The sequence below is a fragment of the Stenotrophomonas sp. GD03877 genome, assembly GCF_029840555.1.
GTDB classification, from domain to species: domain Bacteria; phylum Pseudomonadota; class Gammaproteobacteria; order Xanthomonadales; family Xanthomonadaceae; genus Stenotrophomonas; species Stenotrophomonas geniculata.
The window spans coordinates 124,824-140,272 of sequence record NZ_JAOCCT010000002.1 but is presented as its reverse complement, the minus strand read 5'-3'; the positions used below and the strand labels follow the sequence as shown (position 1 = coordinate 140,272).

The 15,449-nt window shown below is 65.0% G+C and carries 10 protein-coding genes and 1 pseudogene; 4 read left to right on the top strand and 7 right to left on the bottom strand.

The features are described 5' to 3' along the window. Positions 1–124 precede the first annotated feature (124 nt). The gene (locus N5D20_RS01845) at positions 125–2,227 is read left to right on the top strand and encodes a M13-type metalloendopeptidase (protein WP_019338610.1); all 2,103 of its coding nucleotides are present in this window, start codon (positions 125–127) and stop codon (positions 2,225–2,227) included. Between the two features lie 222 nt (positions 2,228–2,449). Next, positions 2,450–4,456 (top strand): M13 family metallopeptidase, encoded by a 2,007-nt coding sequence (locus N5D20_RS01840; RefSeq protein ID WP_197578314.1) that lies wholly within the window; start codon positions 2,450–2,452, stop codon positions 4,454–4,456. A 70-nt stretch (positions 4,457–4,526) separates the two neighbouring features. Here N5D20_RS01840 and N5D20_RS01835 read toward each other — a convergent pair. Beyond that, a pseudogene (locus N5D20_RS01835) lies at positions 4,527–4,719 on the bottom strand (integrase core domain-containing protein); the annotation flags it as partial. Positions 4,720–4,981: 262 nt separating this feature from the next. Further along, positions 4,982–8,005: a TonB-dependent receptor gene (locus tag N5D20_RS01830; protein ID WP_049482146.1), complete on the bottom strand. Its 3,024-nt coding sequence runs from the start codon at positions 8,003–8,005 to the stop codon at positions 4,982–4,984. 319 nt (positions 8,006–8,324) lie between these two features. On the opposite strand from N5D20_RS01830, the gene N5D20_RS01825 reads away from it, so the two are divergent. Both N5D20_RS01825 and N5D20_RS01820 read left to right on the top strand, forming a co-directional pair. Further along, a complete protein-coding gene (locus tag N5D20_RS01825) occupies positions 8,325–8,819 on the top strand; it encodes a VOC family protein (protein ID WP_057503579.1) in 495 nt (164 codons plus the stop codon). 76 nt (positions 8,820–8,895) lie between these two features. After that, entirely contained in the window at positions 8,896–10,479 is a 1,584-nt protein-coding gene (locus N5D20_RS01820) for an NAD(P)/FAD-dependent oxidoreductase (protein WP_197578313.1), read from the top strand. Positions 10,480–10,659: 180 nt separating this feature from the next. On the opposite strand, the gene N5D20_RS01815 is transcribed toward N5D20_RS01820, so the two are convergent. From N5D20_RS01815 to N5D20_RS01795, 5 genes are all read right to left on the bottom strand, one after another. Continuing rightward, complete coding sequence (locus N5D20_RS01815) at positions 10,660–11,334, bottom strand: rhomboid family intramembrane serine protease (protein ID WP_005410509.1); 675 nt, start codon at positions 11,332–11,334, stop codon at positions 10,660–10,662. A 93-nt stretch (positions 11,335–11,427) separates the two neighbouring features. Then, on the bottom strand, positions 11,428–11,766 hold the full coding sequence (locus N5D20_RS01810) for an MGMT family protein (RefSeq protein ID WP_224329410.1): 339 nt from the start codon (positions 11,764–11,766) through the stop codon (positions 11,428–11,430). Then, positions 11,763–12,683, bottom strand: a complete 921-nt coding sequence (locus N5D20_RS01805) for a DMT family transporter (protein WP_197578312.1) — start codon at positions 12,681–12,683, stop codon at positions 11,763–11,765. Before N5D20_RS01805 ends, N5D20_RS01810 begins: the two co-directional genes overlap by 4 nt. A 159-nt stretch (positions 12,684–12,842) precedes the next feature. Then, the gene (gorA, locus tag N5D20_RS01800; RefSeq protein WP_197578311.1) at positions 12,843–14,201 is read right to left on the bottom strand and encodes a glutathione-disulfide reductase; all 1,359 of its coding nucleotides are present in this window, start codon (positions 14,199–14,201) and stop codon (positions 12,843–12,845) included. Then, positions 14,198–15,448 carry an FAD-dependent oxidoreductase gene (locus tag N5D20_RS01795; protein ID WP_197578309.1) on the bottom strand — a complete coding sequence of 417 codons (1,251 nt, stop codon included), beginning with the start codon at positions 15,446–15,448 and terminating at the stop codon, positions 14,198–14,200. The genes gorA and N5D20_RS01795 overlap by 4 nt, the downstream gene beginning before the upstream one ends. Between the last annotated feature and the right edge of the window lies 1 nt (position 15,449).

Below are 15,449 nucleotides of genomic sequence, written 5' to 3'. Positions count from 1 at the left end.
AACGGCCCCCTTGCGCCCGGCCATGACCTTCGACACCCTTGCAGGGCAGGCCGGCGGCGTATTGTTCGGCCCACGGCCGTCCCCGCGGCCCTTCCCTGACTCACTCGGCCTGGAGGCCATCAAAGTGACCCGTACTCCCAAGATCGTGCTGCTGACCCTGGCCGTTTCGGCCGCGCTGGTCGGCTGCGGCAAGAACGAAACCCCGGCCAAGGACGCCACCGCCTCCACGCCGGCTGCCGCCGAAGCCACCCAGTACACCCTGGACGAGAGCAAGCTGCCGGCCTACAACGCCTTCCAGCCCAGCGATCTGGATACCAGCAAGGACGCCTGCGGCGCCTTCGGCGACTACGTGAACAGCAAGTGGCTGGCCGCCAATGAAATTCCGGGCGACCGCACCAGCTGGGGCGCGTTCACCATCCTCGACGAGCGTTCGGTGGCCGTGCAGCACCAGCTGGCTGAACAGGTCGCGCAGGTCAAGAACCCGAACCACATTGAGAAGATCGTCGGCGACCTGTGGGCCACCGGCATGGACGAAGCCAAGATCAACGCCCAGGGCATCGAGCCGCTGAAGGCCGACCTGACGGCAATCGATGGCCTGCAGGACAAGGCGGCCATCGCCGACTACCTGCGCAGCAGCGCGGCCAAGGGTGACAACGTCCTGTTTGGCTTCGGCGCCGAAGCCGACTTCAAGAACTCGGCCGTCAACCTGGCCTACGCCAGCCAGGGCGGCCTCGGCCTGCCGGACAGCACCTACTACACCGATGCCAAGAACGCCGACAAGCTGAAGGCCTACCAGGCGCACGTCGCCAAGGTGCTGGAGCTGTCCGGCGTCGCCGCTGCCGACGCTGCCAAGCAGGCTGAGGACGTGGTCAAGTTCGAGACCCGCCTGGCCAAGGCCTCCAAGTCGCGCGTCGAGCTGTCGCGCAACGTCGAGCTGTACTACAACCCGGTCACCCTGGCCGACGCCGACAAGCTGACCCCGAACTTCAGCTGGACCGAGTTCTTCAAGTCGCAGGGCGTGGCCGCACCGGAGAAGTTCTCGCTGGCGATGCCGGCCTTCCATGAGGAAGTGAGCAAGGCACTGGGCGACACCGATCCGTCGGTGTGGCGTGCCTACCTGCGCTTCCACACCGTGGACAGCGCCTCGCCGTACCTGGCCGACGCCTTCGTGCAGGAGAACTACGAGTTCTACGGCAAGACCCTCAACGGCCAGAAGGAACAGAAGCCGCGCTGGAAGCGCGTGCTGGGCACCATCGAGAACGATGCCGGCGAAGCCTTCGGCCAGCTGTACGTGAAGGTTGCCTTCTCGCCGGAAGCCAAGGCGAAGATGGAAGAGCTGGTGAAGAACCTGGCCGCCTCGCTGAAGGAACGCATCCAGGGCCTGAGCTGGATGAGCGATGAAACCAAGGCCAAGGCCATCGCCAAGTGGGAAACCTTCACCCCGAAGATCGGTTACCCAGACAAGTGGCGTGACTGGGCGGGCCTGCAGACCCAGCGCGACAGCTACCTGGGCAATGTGCGCGCGGCCAGCGAGTTCAACTACAAGTTCAACCTGTCCAAGATCGGCAAGCCGGTGGACAAGACCGAGTGGGGCATGACCCCGCAGACGGTCAACGCCTACTACAACCCGCTGCAGAACGAGATCGTGTTCCCGGCCGCCATCCTGCAGCCGCCGTTCTTCGACCCGAAGGCCGATGATGCGCTGAACTACGGCGGCATCGGTGCGGTGATCGGCCACGAAATGACCCACGGTTACGACGACCAGGGCGCACGTTTCGGGCCGACCGGCAACATGGAAGACTGGTGGACCGCCGCTGACAAGAAGAACTTCGAAGGCCTCACCGGCAAGCTGGTCAAGCAGTTCGACCAGTACAAGGTCGACGGCCAGGCCGTGAACGGCCACCTGACCCTGGGCGAGAACATCGCCGACCTGGGCGGCCTGGCTACCGCCTACGACGCGCTGCAGAAGGCCTCCGCCGGCAAGGAAGATGCAAAGGTCGATGGCTTCACCCGCGACCAGCGCTTCTTCTTCAACTGGGCCACCGTGTGGCGCACCAAGTACACCCCGGAAAACGCCAAGGTCCGCCTCGCGACCGACCCGCACGCGCCGGCGCAGTTCCGCGCCATGGGTGCGCCGTCGAACCTGCCGACCTTCGCCGCGGCATTCCAGTGCAAGGCCGGTTCGCCGATGGCCCGCACTGGCGAGCAGCAGGTGGTGATCTGGTAAGCCACGGCTGACGCCAAGGCAGACCTGCAGAGGCCCGGGAATTCCCGGGCCTTTGTTTTTCTGGGGTGTCTTTCATCCACGCATGGCGTGGATCTACTGATCCCGGCGCTCCCCGGTAGCTGCCGACCTTGGTCGGCGAATGCACCGCGACGCGTGCATGCCGCGTCGATGCCCGGCTTGCTATAGTGCGCGCGCCCTCAATCCATCACGGATTCGTTCCACATGCCCAACTTCCGTCCGCTTGCCATCGCCCTGGGCATCAGCCTGGCGACCCTGGTCCCGACCCACGACGCGTTTGCTGCCAAGAAAAAGGCCGCGCGTGCCCCGGCTGTCAGTGCCCAGTGCAGCGACTTCTATGACGCCACCAATGCAGGCTGGCTGAAGGCCAACCCGGTGCCGCAGACCGGCGCCACCACCGCGCTGGGCCAGCTTGTCGACCGCAGCCGCCAGCAGCAGCGTGAACTGCTCGACGCCGCGATGAAGGCGCCGCAGGGCAACGTGCAGAAACTGCTGGGTGACTTCTGGGCCAGCGGCCTGGACGAAGCCGCCGTGGAAGCAGACGGCTCCAACCCGATCGCCCCGCTGCTGACCCGCATCAATGCCATCAAGAAGGCCAAGGATGTGCCGGCCTCGATCGCCGCACTGCACCAGGTCGGCATCCCGGTGGCATTCAACTTCGGTCCGGACGTCGATCTGAAGGCGCTGGACCGTCACATCGGCTACTTCATGCAGGGCGGCATGGGCCTGCCGGACCCGGCGTTCTATACCCGCACCGACGCCGACACCGTGGCGTTGATGGGCCGCTACCGCAACTACGTCAAGCAGATCCTGGCGCTGACCGGCACCCCGGCGGCCAAGCTGGATGCCGAGTCGCAGGCGGTGATCGCGCTGGAAACCGAGCTGGCACGCAATGCCCAGTCGCTGGCCGGCATCAACAACCCGTTCAACAACTACGCGCCGATCTCCACCAAGGAGCTCAACAGCCGTTACCGCAACCTGCAGCTGGATGCCTTCCTGAAGGCACAGGGCGTGGACGACGACCTGGTCTCGCTGGCCGACCCGGGCCTGTTCAAGCAGCTCGACGGCATGGTCACCAAGCTCAAGCCGGACCAGTGGAAGGCCTACCTGCGCTGGCGCGTGGGCGATTCGATGGCGCCGTACCTGTCCAAGGCCTACCGCGACGCCGAGTTCGAATTCCGCGGCCGCGTGCTGCGTGGCGAAACCCTGCCGCCGCAGCGCTGGGAAGATGTGCTGGAGGCGATCAACGTGGCCGCCGGCCCGATGGTCGGTCGCGAGTACGCTGCCCGTTACCTGTCCGCCGAAGATCGCCGCCAGGCGGCGTGGATCGTCGACAAGGTGCGCGAAGTGCAGATCGAGGCGGTCAAGAACAGCAGCTGGATGAGCGCCGAAGCCAAGACCGAAGCGCAGGCCAAGCTGGCCGCGCTGAAGATCGAGATCGGCACCCCGCTGCGCGACCTCGACTACAGCGTGCAGCCGATGGGCCGCGGCTCGTTCGGCGGCAACATGCTGATTGCTTCGACCTGGCGCCATCGCGAAGAAATGAAGCGCATCGGCAAGGGCAACGCCGACCGTCGCTGGGACGTGCTGCCGCAGCAGCCGTCGCTGGCCTACGACCTGGCGCAGAACCGCCTGATCGTCACCGCCGCGATCCTGCAGGGCCCGGTGTTCAACGCCAAGGCCGATGCTGCCGACAAGTTCGGCAGCTTCGGTGGCCTGGTCGGCCATGAGCTGACCCGCGCGATCGATGCCAAGGGCGCGCTGGTCGACGCCAAGGGCGAGCTGCGCAGCTGGTGGACTCCGGCAGACAAGACCGCTTGGACCCTGCTCGGCAGCCGCGTGGCCGCGCAGTACAGCGCCTACGACTTCCCGGGCGTGAAGGGTGCCAAGGTCAACGGCACGCTCACCCAGGAAGAGAACCTGGCCGACATCGCCGGCCTGGAACTGGCCTGGGCGGCGTATGTCGCGCAGGAGCCGAAGGCCAAGCAGGCGCAGCAGCAGGGCTTCTTCCGCGCCTGGTCTGCACTGTGGGCGCAGCAGCTGGCGCCGAACGAGGCCGTGCGCCGCCTGACCGCCGACATCCGCGCACCGGGCCTGTGGCGCAGCAACGGCACGCTGGCCAACCTGCCAGCGTTCGGTGCTACTTTCAGCTGCAAGGCCGGCCAGCCGATGCAGCGCAGCGAAGCGGAACAGATCAAGGTCTGGCGCTGATCATGCGGTTGTAGCGGCTGACCCGTCCTGCCATAGGTTGACACCTATGGGGTGGATGATCTGGCCGCCCTCAGGCGGCCAAAGACGCCCGATGCACCGCATCGGGCGTCTGCATTTTAAGGGACAGATGGGGTCGCTCCGCGTTATAGACCTCCACTGCCTCAGCCACCATCTGCCGGGCCTGTCCCAAGGTCCCGTGGGCGACGAAGCAGAAATTCTCCTTTGAGTATCCCGTTGATCCGTTCCGCCAGCGCCTTTTTGTAGGTCAGTTCCCCGCGCTCCACCTGGTCGACCACCGACAGCTTGAAGGCCAGCGAATAGTCCCGTTGGCTGCGCCTGATTGTTGATTTCATTGAACATTCCTTTTCCGTAGGGAAGAGGTGTCAACCCAATTCAGGACGGGTCAGGCAACAGGAAAAGGGCGCCTTCAGGGCGCCCTTTTCCTGTGCCAGTCACTCTAAAAAAAGGACCCCGGCAATGCCGGGGTCCCATTCATCTCATGGAGAGGTCGACACGCGACTACGATCAGAAGTCATACGACGCACTGACACGGACCGAACGCGGTGCGCTGAAGTACGTGCCCATACCGTAGGTGTTCGACACAGTGTAGGGGGCATCCCCATATACCGCATCGGTCTGCACGGCACGACGCTGATTGAGCACATTGAAGACATCCAGACCGAATGCCAACTTGTGATCGGCAAACGCAGGGCGATACATCACCCCCAGATCCACGCGCGTGGTCCATGGCGTACGGCCGGCGTCACCCGGACGCGAAGGCGTGCCACCACAGTAGTGATACGCTGCATCGTAACCCAGAGGATCGCTTTCATCGGTGCCGTAGTAGCCCAGGCAGCTCTTCGGCATTCCAGACATGATACGCAGGGTCGCCGACGCTGACCACTCGTCATTGAACATGTATGCACCGTAGCCCTTCAGCTGGTGGCGTCGGTCGTTGGCGAGGTACCCGCCCGCGTATTCCATCAACGCCCCGGCATCCCAGTCCTGCGTCTTGGATACATCATCCTGTCCGATGTCCGACTTCACCTGGCCCTCGGTATTGCCGAAGTTGCGCGACCAGGTGTAGTCCAGGCGGCCATACCACTTGTCACTCAGCGGGTGTTCGATGAACAGGTCCACAGCAATGTAGTCGCGCTTGGCCTTCTTGTTCCCGAAACCCCAGTCTGCCGAACTCATCCGTACCGGCGTATAGCCCGAGCCATCGGCATGCTTGAGCATGATTGTGTTCGTCTTGCCGGGATTGAAGATCACGCAACCCGGGATCACCAGATCGCTCGAATCAACGCCCATCGCGTCCAGCTTGTCGATGATGCGGTCCGAGTCACAGGTGTCGTCGATGGCCGACTGCAGGCGGCGATAGGTGAATTTGGCACCGGAGTTCCAGCGCTCACCCAGCGTCTTCTCGAAACCAAGAATGAGTTCGTCCTGATACTGCGACTTCAGGTCTGTTGGAGCTACCGACAGCGGATCCGGGGTCTGGCCATACTCGTTGTTGGACGACACCGGACCCGGGCCAAGCGCGGTGAGGCCCGTCGGAACACCGTTCTCATCAATGCCGTTGTAGGCAAAGTACTCGCGAGTGAAGGTCGATGCCGAAGCACCGCGAATAGCCACACTGTTCGGAAGTGCCAGGTAGTAGCGGCCGAGATTGGCAAACAACTTCAGCGACGAATCGCCGAACACGTCCCAGCTTGCACCAAGGCGCGGCGCCCACTGATCGCCACTCTCCACATAAGGCCTGGCATCACTGTTGTAGTTGGTGAACTTGTCGTTGCGCACGCCGATGGTCAGCAGCCAGTTCGGCGTGACTTGCCAGCGATCCTCCAGATAGTAGGCCTTCTGCTTGACCGACATGCTGGTGGTGGTGGAGAAGATGTACTTCTGCACGAAGTAGCCATCACCCGGCGGTGGCGCGATGTCAAAGCGCGGGCTCGGCGATTCGCCGGGCTCGACGCGTCCATAGATCCACGCGTAGCCGGGGCCCGTGACCTTCTGGCCTTCGTTGTGCCCCTGGTAGTACATGTTGTCGATACCACCGGTCAGCTCGTGGTCACCGATCCGATACTGCAGATCCAGTCGCAAGCCACGCGTCTTGCTGCCCGCATCTGCAGCCTTTTCATAGAGCTCAGGCTGGCTGTTGCGGATCGGACGTCCGCCCGTGATGGCGGGGTCCTGGTTACCCGGGGCACTGAGATAGGGGATACCGGACGAGGCCGGGTTGGATTCCAGGTTGCTCTGCTTGCTGCGTCCCCAGACCGCACTGAGGGTCAGGTCATCAGTCAGGTAGCCGGTGTACTTGAAAATATCGAAATCGTCCTTGACCTTCGTGGTATTCGGGAAGGTCCCGGTGCGATCGCCTTCGGTCAGGTCGTCGTACTCGAACGACCGGTAGTAGCCACCAGTGCGATCGGTGTTCTGCACACGGGTGTACTCAAGGGTATTGCTGTCGTTTATGTTCCAGTCGATCTTGCCGTAGAACTTCGGCGTGTCGATCGTGTAGTGGTTGCGAACCTGTTGCGAGGCCGCAGCACTGTTCGTCGACACGCCTTCCGTACGGTCCTTCTCGGCGGCCAAGTGGATGAACAGGCGATCCTCGATCAACGGGCCGCTGGCATAACCGCTGTACGTGGTGCGAGTCGCGGCATCGTCCTTACGATAGCGATAGAGGCTGCCACGCAGCGAATCCTTGGTATAGGCGTAGCCTGCGGGCAACTCGCGGTCCGGATACATCACCGTCGCCGCGGAGGCAGCCAACGAGTCGGGTGCCCACGTTGCCTGCACACCAAAATGCCATTCGTTGGTACCGCGCTTGCCCAGCTGATTGATCACGCCACCGGTAGATCGACCATAGCCGGCACCGTAGCCGCCCATGTAGGTTTCCTGCTGGTCGATCGAACCATAGGGCAGGCTGACACCACCGAGGTTGCTCAGCGGGTTGGACGCGTTGAAGCCGTTGAGGTAGTAGGCGTTCTCGGTAACGCTGGAGCCACCGAACGACAACACCGACCGCGAACCGTTGGTGAATGATCCACTGCCAGACACCACGCCCGGCGCCAGCAGCGCAATGGCTTCAGCGCTACGGCCCAGGGGCAGCACGTCGAGTTGCTCGGAGGTGATCACCGACTTGGAGACCGTGTTGCTGACGTCGATCTTCGGCACGTTGGCCGCAACCACGTTCACAGTGCCAAGCGTAGTCGCGCCGGCCGCACCGCCGCCAAACGACACCTCGGTACCGCCGCCGACCCTCAGCAGCACGTTCTCGCGACGCTCGACGATCTGGCCATCGCGCTGCTGGGTAATGGTGTACTTGCCTACCGGCAACGAACCGAGGTTGTAGCGTCCACTGCTGTCGACCGTCGCTGATCGGGTCAGGCCGGTGTCGCTCTGCACGACAATGGTGGTGCCGGCGGGGGCACTGCCGAACAGCGAGCCGGTGGTGCTCTGCGCGGCGGCTGCGCCAATGAATGAGGTCAGGACGACTGCGAGGGCGGTGCGCTTCAACCGTGCAACGTTGGTGCGGCTGGTCATGAAGTTTCCTTGATTCAGTGAGATCAGGCGTCTGTGGCAATTGCGCTGCAGCAAAGCGAAGGCCTTACGACAACTGAACCCGATCTTAATTTCATCAATCACGAATCCGCAACGGCAGATGAACAAATGTAACCATTTGATCTTGAAAGACAAATTTCGACACAATAGTGAAAATAATCCGCTTTTAATTTATCTTTCAGTCACTTGCAGCCATCTCCGGCCCTCCCCTGACGCGTCTTTACGTGCGAGTGTCAGCAGATGCCGGATTAACGGTCGACGTGCTATCGCTGGTATCTCCCCCGCTGCGGAGCCCACGCTGATGGCACACAAGAACACGATCTGTGTCTGGTACGACAACGGCGCGCTCGAGGCCGCCACCTTCTATGCCAGTATCCTGCCCGACAGCGCGGTCACCGCCGTGCATCACGCACCCGGCGACTACCCCGACGGCAAGGAAGGCAACGTTCTGACCGTCGAATTCACGGTCTGCGGCATCCCCTGCGTCGGCCTCAACGGCGGCACCGCGTTCAAGCACAACGAAGCCTTCTCCTTCCAGATCCAGACCGAGGACCAGGCCGAGACCGACCGCCTGTGGAACGCGATCGTGGGCAATGGCGGCCAGGAGAGCCAATGCGGCTGGTGCAAGGACCGCTGGGGCATCTCCTGGCAGATCAGCCCGCGCATGTTGATCGAAGCGGTGACCAGCAAGGACAAGGCACTGGCCAAGCGCGCCTTCAACGCGATGATGCCGATGAAGAAGATCGACATCGCCACCATCGAAGCAGCGATCAAAAAAGGGGACGGAGGGGATTAAGTCGTTTTTCCCCATTGCCGGTGACCCCATGCGAATTGCGACTTGATCCCCTCCGTCCCCTTTTCCCGAGGTGCTGATGTCCTGGGATGCAATCATCATCGGCGGTGGCCACAACGGGTTGGTCTGTGCAGCCTATCTGGCACGCGCCGGCAAGCAGGTGCTGGTGCTCGAACGGCGTGGTGTGCTCGGCGGCGCCGCGGTCACCGAGGAGTTCCATCCCGGCTTCCGCAACTCGGTGGCGTCGTACACGGTGTCATTGCTGCAGCCGAAGGTGATCGACGACCTGCAGCTGCATGCGCATGGGCTGCGCATCGTCGCGCGCCCCGTCAACAACTTCCTGCCATTGCCGGACGGCCGCCACCTGTTGTCGGCGCCCGGCCGCACCCAAGCCGAGGTGGCGAAATTTTCCGAGCGGGATGCACAGCGCCTGCCCGCATATGAAGCGCGACTGGAGATTTTCGCCGACGTGCTGCGTGCGTGGGCCCTGCGTACACCACCGGACCTGGGCGTGGCGGGTGGTTGGCGCGCACTACCCGCACTGTGGCAGATGGGAAAGCTCGGCCGCGAACTGGCGGCGTTGGATGCACCACTGCGGCAGGAGCTGCTGGACCTGTTCACGCTGTCGGCGGCGGAGTACCTGGACCGCTGGTTCGAGAGCGAGCCGATCAAGGCGCTGTTCGGCTTCGATGGCATCGTCGGCAACTACGCCAGTCCGTACACGCCGGGCAGTGCCTACGTGTTGCTGCATCACGTGTTCGGCCAGTGCAATGGCGTGAAAGGTGCGTGGGGCCATGCGATCGGTGGCATGGGCGCGATCAGCCAGGCCATCGCCGCCGCTGCACGCGAGGCCGGTGCGGAACTGCGCGTGGATGCCGGCGTGCAACGGGTACTGACCGAACAGGGCCGCGCCGTGGGGGTGGAACTGGCCAACGGCGAAACCCTGCGTGCACGCGCGGTGGTTGCCAACGTCAATCCGAAGCTGCTGTACGAACAGCTGCTGGAGCCGGCGCAGGTACCAGCTGCCACACGCGAACGCATGACGAACTGGCGCTGCGGTTCCGGCACCTTCCGGATGAACGTGGCGCTGTCGCGGCTGCCCGACTTCCGTGCCCTGCCCGGCCCCGGCCCGCACCTGAGCGCGGGCATCATCCTGGCCCCCAGCCTGGACTACATGGATCGCGCGTGGCTGGAGGCGCGGCGCGACGGCTGGTCGCGCGAACCGATCGTGGAGATGCTGATTCCCAGCACACTGGATGACTCGCTGGCGCCAGCGGGGCAGCACGTCGCCAGCCTGTTCTGCCAGCACGTGGCGCCGGTGCTGCCCGACGGACGTCACTGGGATGATCATCGTGAAGCAGTGGCCGATCTGATGATCGCCACCGTTGAGCGGTATGCGCCGGGTTTCGCTGACAGCGTGCTGGGCCGCCAGGTCCTGTCACCGCTGGATCTGGAGCGCACGTTCGGGCTGATCGGCGGCGACATCTTCCATGGTGCGCTCAGTGCCAACCAGTTGTTCTCGGCACGGCCCATGGTTGGCCAGGCCGGCTATCGCGGTGCCCTGCCCGGGTTGTATCTATGCGGGTCGGGTACCCATCCCGGTGGTGGCGTGACCGGCGCGCCAGGTCACAATGCGGCGCAGGTGGTGTTGCAGGATCTGTAGAGCCACGCCATGCGTGGATGCGCACGTACCCGCCGCATGCATGACCTGCCATTGGTGGGTGCCAACCTTGGTTGGCACGAAACGACAGGGATGATTGCCAACCAAGGTTGGCACCTACCCGCGTGGGAGAAGCTGTGCCGACCAACGGTCGGCACCTACAGCGTCAAATGATCTTTCGGATCATTTGACGCTGCGCAGATGGTTCGGGCGCTTCGGCGGGCCGGGCGGGCGACGCTTGTTGAATGGCGGCTGCCCGCGCCAGTAGCGGATCAGCAGCCAACCGAACAGCATGCCGCCCAGATGCGCGAAGTGGGCCACGCCCGGCTGCCAGCCGGTCATGCCCAGCACCAGCTCACCCACACCGAACAGGATCACGAAGGTCCGTGCCTTCATCGGGATCGGCGGGAACAGCAGCATCACCCGCTGGTTCGGGAACAGCATGCCGTAGGCCAGCAGCAGGCCGAACACGCCGCCGGAGGCGCCCAGCACCGTGGCCGGATTCTCCAGCAGGGTACCCACCAGCAGCTGGCAGACACCGGCGCCAGCCACGCACACCAGGTAGTACAGCAGGAAGCGCTTTTCGCCCCAGGTCTGCTCCAGCGGCGCGCCGAACATGAAGACCGCCAGCATGTTGAAGAACAGGTGGCCGAAGCTGCCATGCAGGAAGCCATAGGTCAGCAGCTGCCACGGCTGGAAGTTGCCGCCCGGCGAGAACGCATCGAAGCCCTGCTGCAGCGGTTGCAGCATGAACGGCTCGAAGGTCTGCATGCCGAGCAGGAACGGCTGCTGCAGCAGGAACAGGATCGCGTTGGCGATCAGCAGGGCCTTGGTGACGGTAGGCAGTCGCGGGAACATGGGAGCACCGGCATGGAACGGCCTCCATCATAGCCGCAGCACCGTGTGTTGTTGGCGACCGGCAGGCGCAGCCTGTTCAGTCGCCAGCGGTGCTCAGCCCGGGCCCCACACGGCGGCATCCAGCGCCGCGGCCGGATCGGTGGCCGGCATCCGCACCCGGCCGTTCTCCACCACCACACCTTCGGCACGCAGCCGTTGTGACTGCTCGCGCCAACCAGCCGACCCTTCTTCCATGGCAATGCGCCCGTCCGAACGCAGCACGCGATGCCAGGGCAGGTCGGGATCGTCGTTCTGGCCGAGGATGCGCGCGGTCAAGCGCGCACGCCCCGGCAGGCCGGCACGCATCGCCACCTGGCCATAGCCCATCACCTGCCCCGCCGGGATCGCGCGGATCACCGCCAGGATGCGCGCCCGCGCCTGCTCCGGCGTCAGCGCCGCAGGCGGGTCACCAGTAGTACACCGATCAGCACCAGCACGGTGCCGGCGATCTGTGCCGGCCCCATCGGTTCGTCGAGCAGCCATAGGCTCATCACGATGGTGGAAACAGGGCCCAGCATACCGACCTGCGCGGCCAGCGACGAACCCACGCGCTGCACCGCCAGCATGATCGCCAGCACGGGCAGTACCGTGCACACGGTGGCATTGACCAGCGACAGCCATTGCACCGGCGCCGGTGCCTGCCACAGCAATGGCAGCGGATGGGTCACCGCGAAATGCAGCAGCACCAGCACGCTGGCCACGCAGCTGGCGTAGGCGGTGAGGCGCACCGCACCGATGCGCGCGACCACCTGGCCACTGCCGAACAGGTACAGCGCGTAGCTGAGCGCACTGCCCAGTACCAGCAGGCTGCCGACGATGATCTGCCCGCCCTCGCGCTGAAGATCGTGGCCGAAGGCGAGCAGCACGCCCAGATAGCTCAGCACCAGCGCACCGATCTGCCAGCGGCCCGGGCGCTGCCGTGCCAGCAGCACGTTGATCAGCAGCACCAGGGTCGGGTTCAAGTAAAGAATCAGCCGCTCCAGCGTCACGCTGATGTACTGCAGGCCCTGGAAATCGAGCAGGCTGGACAGGTAGTAGCCGGTGAAGCCCAGCCACAGAACGCGGGCGCGGTCGGCCCAGGACAGCGGCTCTGCCCGGCGCGCAGCCCACAGTGCCATCAGCACGAACAGCGGCAGCGCCATCAGCATGCGCAGGGCGAGCAGCGTGGTGGCATCGACGCCATGACGCAGGCCGAGCTTGACGATGATGGCCTTGCCGGAGGCGGCGATGGCGCCGATCGCGGCCAGGCCGATACCCCCCAGCGCGATGCGCGAGGAAGCGGTGGCGATACGGGAAGCGGGGCTGGACATCAGGACGACGGCGGGCCGCATGGAGCGGCCCGGAAACGCATGGGGGCCATCATTGTCGCATGGAGGCGCCCGCTGACCTGTAGAGCCGAGCCCGCGCTCGGCTTCGCCAACCCTGGGCGACAAGCAGCCGAGCATGGCTCGGCTCTACAACGGCCCGGCTCAGCGCATCAGCACCACTTCCTCGGCCGAGGTCGGGTGGATCGCCACGGTATCGTCAAATTGGGCCTTGGTCGCGCCCATCTTCACCGCCACCGCGAATCCCTGCAGGATCTCGTCGGCCGCTTCACCCAGCAGATGGATGCCTACCACCCGCTCTTCCGGGCCCACGCAGACCATCTTGAACAGGCTGCGCTGGGTACCGTTGGCCAGCGCCTGCAGCATCGGGCGGAAGCGGCTGTGGTACACGCTCACCTGATCGAAACGTGCGCGCGCCTCTTCTTCGCTCATGCCCACCGCGCCCAGTGGCGGGTGCGAGAACACCACGCTGGCTACGTTCTCGTAATCCATCTTCGACTGCGGGCGGCCACCGAACAGGCGATCCATCAGGCGCCGCGATGCAGCCACCGCCACCGGCGTCAGGCCGACCTTGCCGGCGATGTCACCGACCGCATGCACGCTCGGCACGCTGGTGGTCTGCCATTCGTCCACCTCCACCTGCTGGTGCTCGCCGATGCCGATGCCCAGCGCTTCCAGGCCCAGGTCGCGACTGTTGCCGCGCCGGCCGGTGGCAAAGAACACCGCGTCGAACACGCTGTCGAGCGGGCCATCATGGCCGAATGCACGCACACGCTCGCCATCGCGCTGCAGTTCGCGCAGGCGATAGCCGAAATGGATGCGCACGCCCTGTTGCTTGAGGTTTTCGGCCAACTGATCAGTCAGCTCGTAGTCGAAGCGCTCCAACAGGCGCTTGCCGCGCACCAGCAGGCTGACCTTGCTGCCCAGTGCCTGCAGCAGGCCGGCCAGCTCCACCGCGATGTAGCCGCCACCGATGATCGCCACCTCGGCAGGTGCCGCGCGCAGATCGAAGAAATCATCGGAGACCAGACCCAGTTCCGCGCCGGGAATGTCGGGCCGCAGCGGGTGCGCGCCGGTGGCGATCAGGATGTGCTCGGCGCTGTAACGCACACCATCGCTGCAGGCCACGGTGTGCGCATCGAGCAGATGACCGCGCGCCGGAATGCGCACCACGCCGGTTTCATCCAGGCGCTTGTGATAGCTGGTGTGGATGTTGCTGATGTAGGCCTGGCGGTGGATCACCAGTTCCTTCCACGACAGCGCCGGGCGCGCCTCGACATTGAAGCCCATCGCACTGGCCAGACCGATGCGCTCGTGCAGGTCTGCCGCCAGCCACATGGCTTTCTTCGGCACGCAGCCGACATTGACGCAGGTCCCGCCCAGTTCGCCAGGCTCCAGCATCGCCACGCGCTTGCCGTGCTGCGCGGCGCGGATCGCACCGGCCAGGCCAGCGGAGCCGCCGCCAAGGACGATCAGGTCGTAATCATAGGGTGCAGTGCTCATCGGAATCGCTCGGGTCGGTAAGGGGCAGGATCGATCGCCGGCGTGCGGCCGCAGACGAGATCGGCGATCAGCTGGCCGGTGCCGGCACTCATGCTGATGCCGAGCATGCCATGCCCCGCTGCAAGCCAGACGTGAGGATGTGCGGGCGCGCGGCCGATCAACGGCACATCGTCCACGCTCATGGGACGCCAACCGCACCACTTCTCCTGCAGCTGCGCACCACGCGGCGCGCGCAGGTAGTGGTCGGCAGCGTGCTGCAGGGCCTGCAGGCGGGTCGTGCGCAGCTGCGGGTCGGCACCGGAGAATTCCATGGTGCCGCCCAGTCGCAGTGCTTCACGCCAGGCAATCACGAACACGGAATGGTCCTTCAGCACGACTGGGCGCTGCGGCACCTGCGACGGTCGCGACCAGGTCAGCGAATAGCCCTTGCCGGGCTGGATCGGCACGCGCAGATCCAGTTGCCGTGCCCAGCGCGGTGACCACGGCCCGGTCGCCAGCACCAGCTCGCGTGCGTGCAGCGTGCGTTCGCCGACGTGCACGCGCACACCCTGCGCGTCGGCGCTGAAATCCCGCACGTCCGAGTGCTCTTCGATCACCACGCCCTGTGCGCGCAGCACGCGCGCCAGCTCGGCGGTGTAGCGGTCCGGACGCAGCTGCGCATCGCCGGGGAAGTGGATCGCACCGGCAAGGCGATCATGGAACGCTGGATTGTCGCGCGCGTAGTCGGCGCCATCGATGCGCACCGTGGCGATGCCCTGCGCGTTCAGCGCCTCACACTCGGCTGCATGGTGATCGAAATTGCGGGCGTCACCGAACACATAGTCCAGACCGCGCGCCTCGAATTCGCAGTCCAGCGCATGCGTCCGCACCCACTGCGCCAGGCGCAGCCGTGAATCATTCAACAGTGCGCCGCGTGCCCGCGTGGAGTGCAGCCAGTCACGCGCGTTGCAGCGCGCCCCGAACTGCAGTAGCCAGCGCCACAATGCAGGGTCCAGGCGTGTACGGACGTACAGCGGCGCACGCGGATCGAGCATCCAGCGCAGCGCCCGCAACGGCACACCAGGCGCTGCCAGCGGTGGCGCGTGGCTGGGGGTGATGGTGCCGCAGTTGCCATGCGAGGTCGCGCCGCCGATGCGCCCACGGTCGATCACCCGCACCTGCCGCCCCTGTGCGCGCAGCGCAAGCGCGGCGGCCAGCCCAATGGCACCGGCGCCGACCACGATCACATCCTCGCGCGCGCCCTGCATC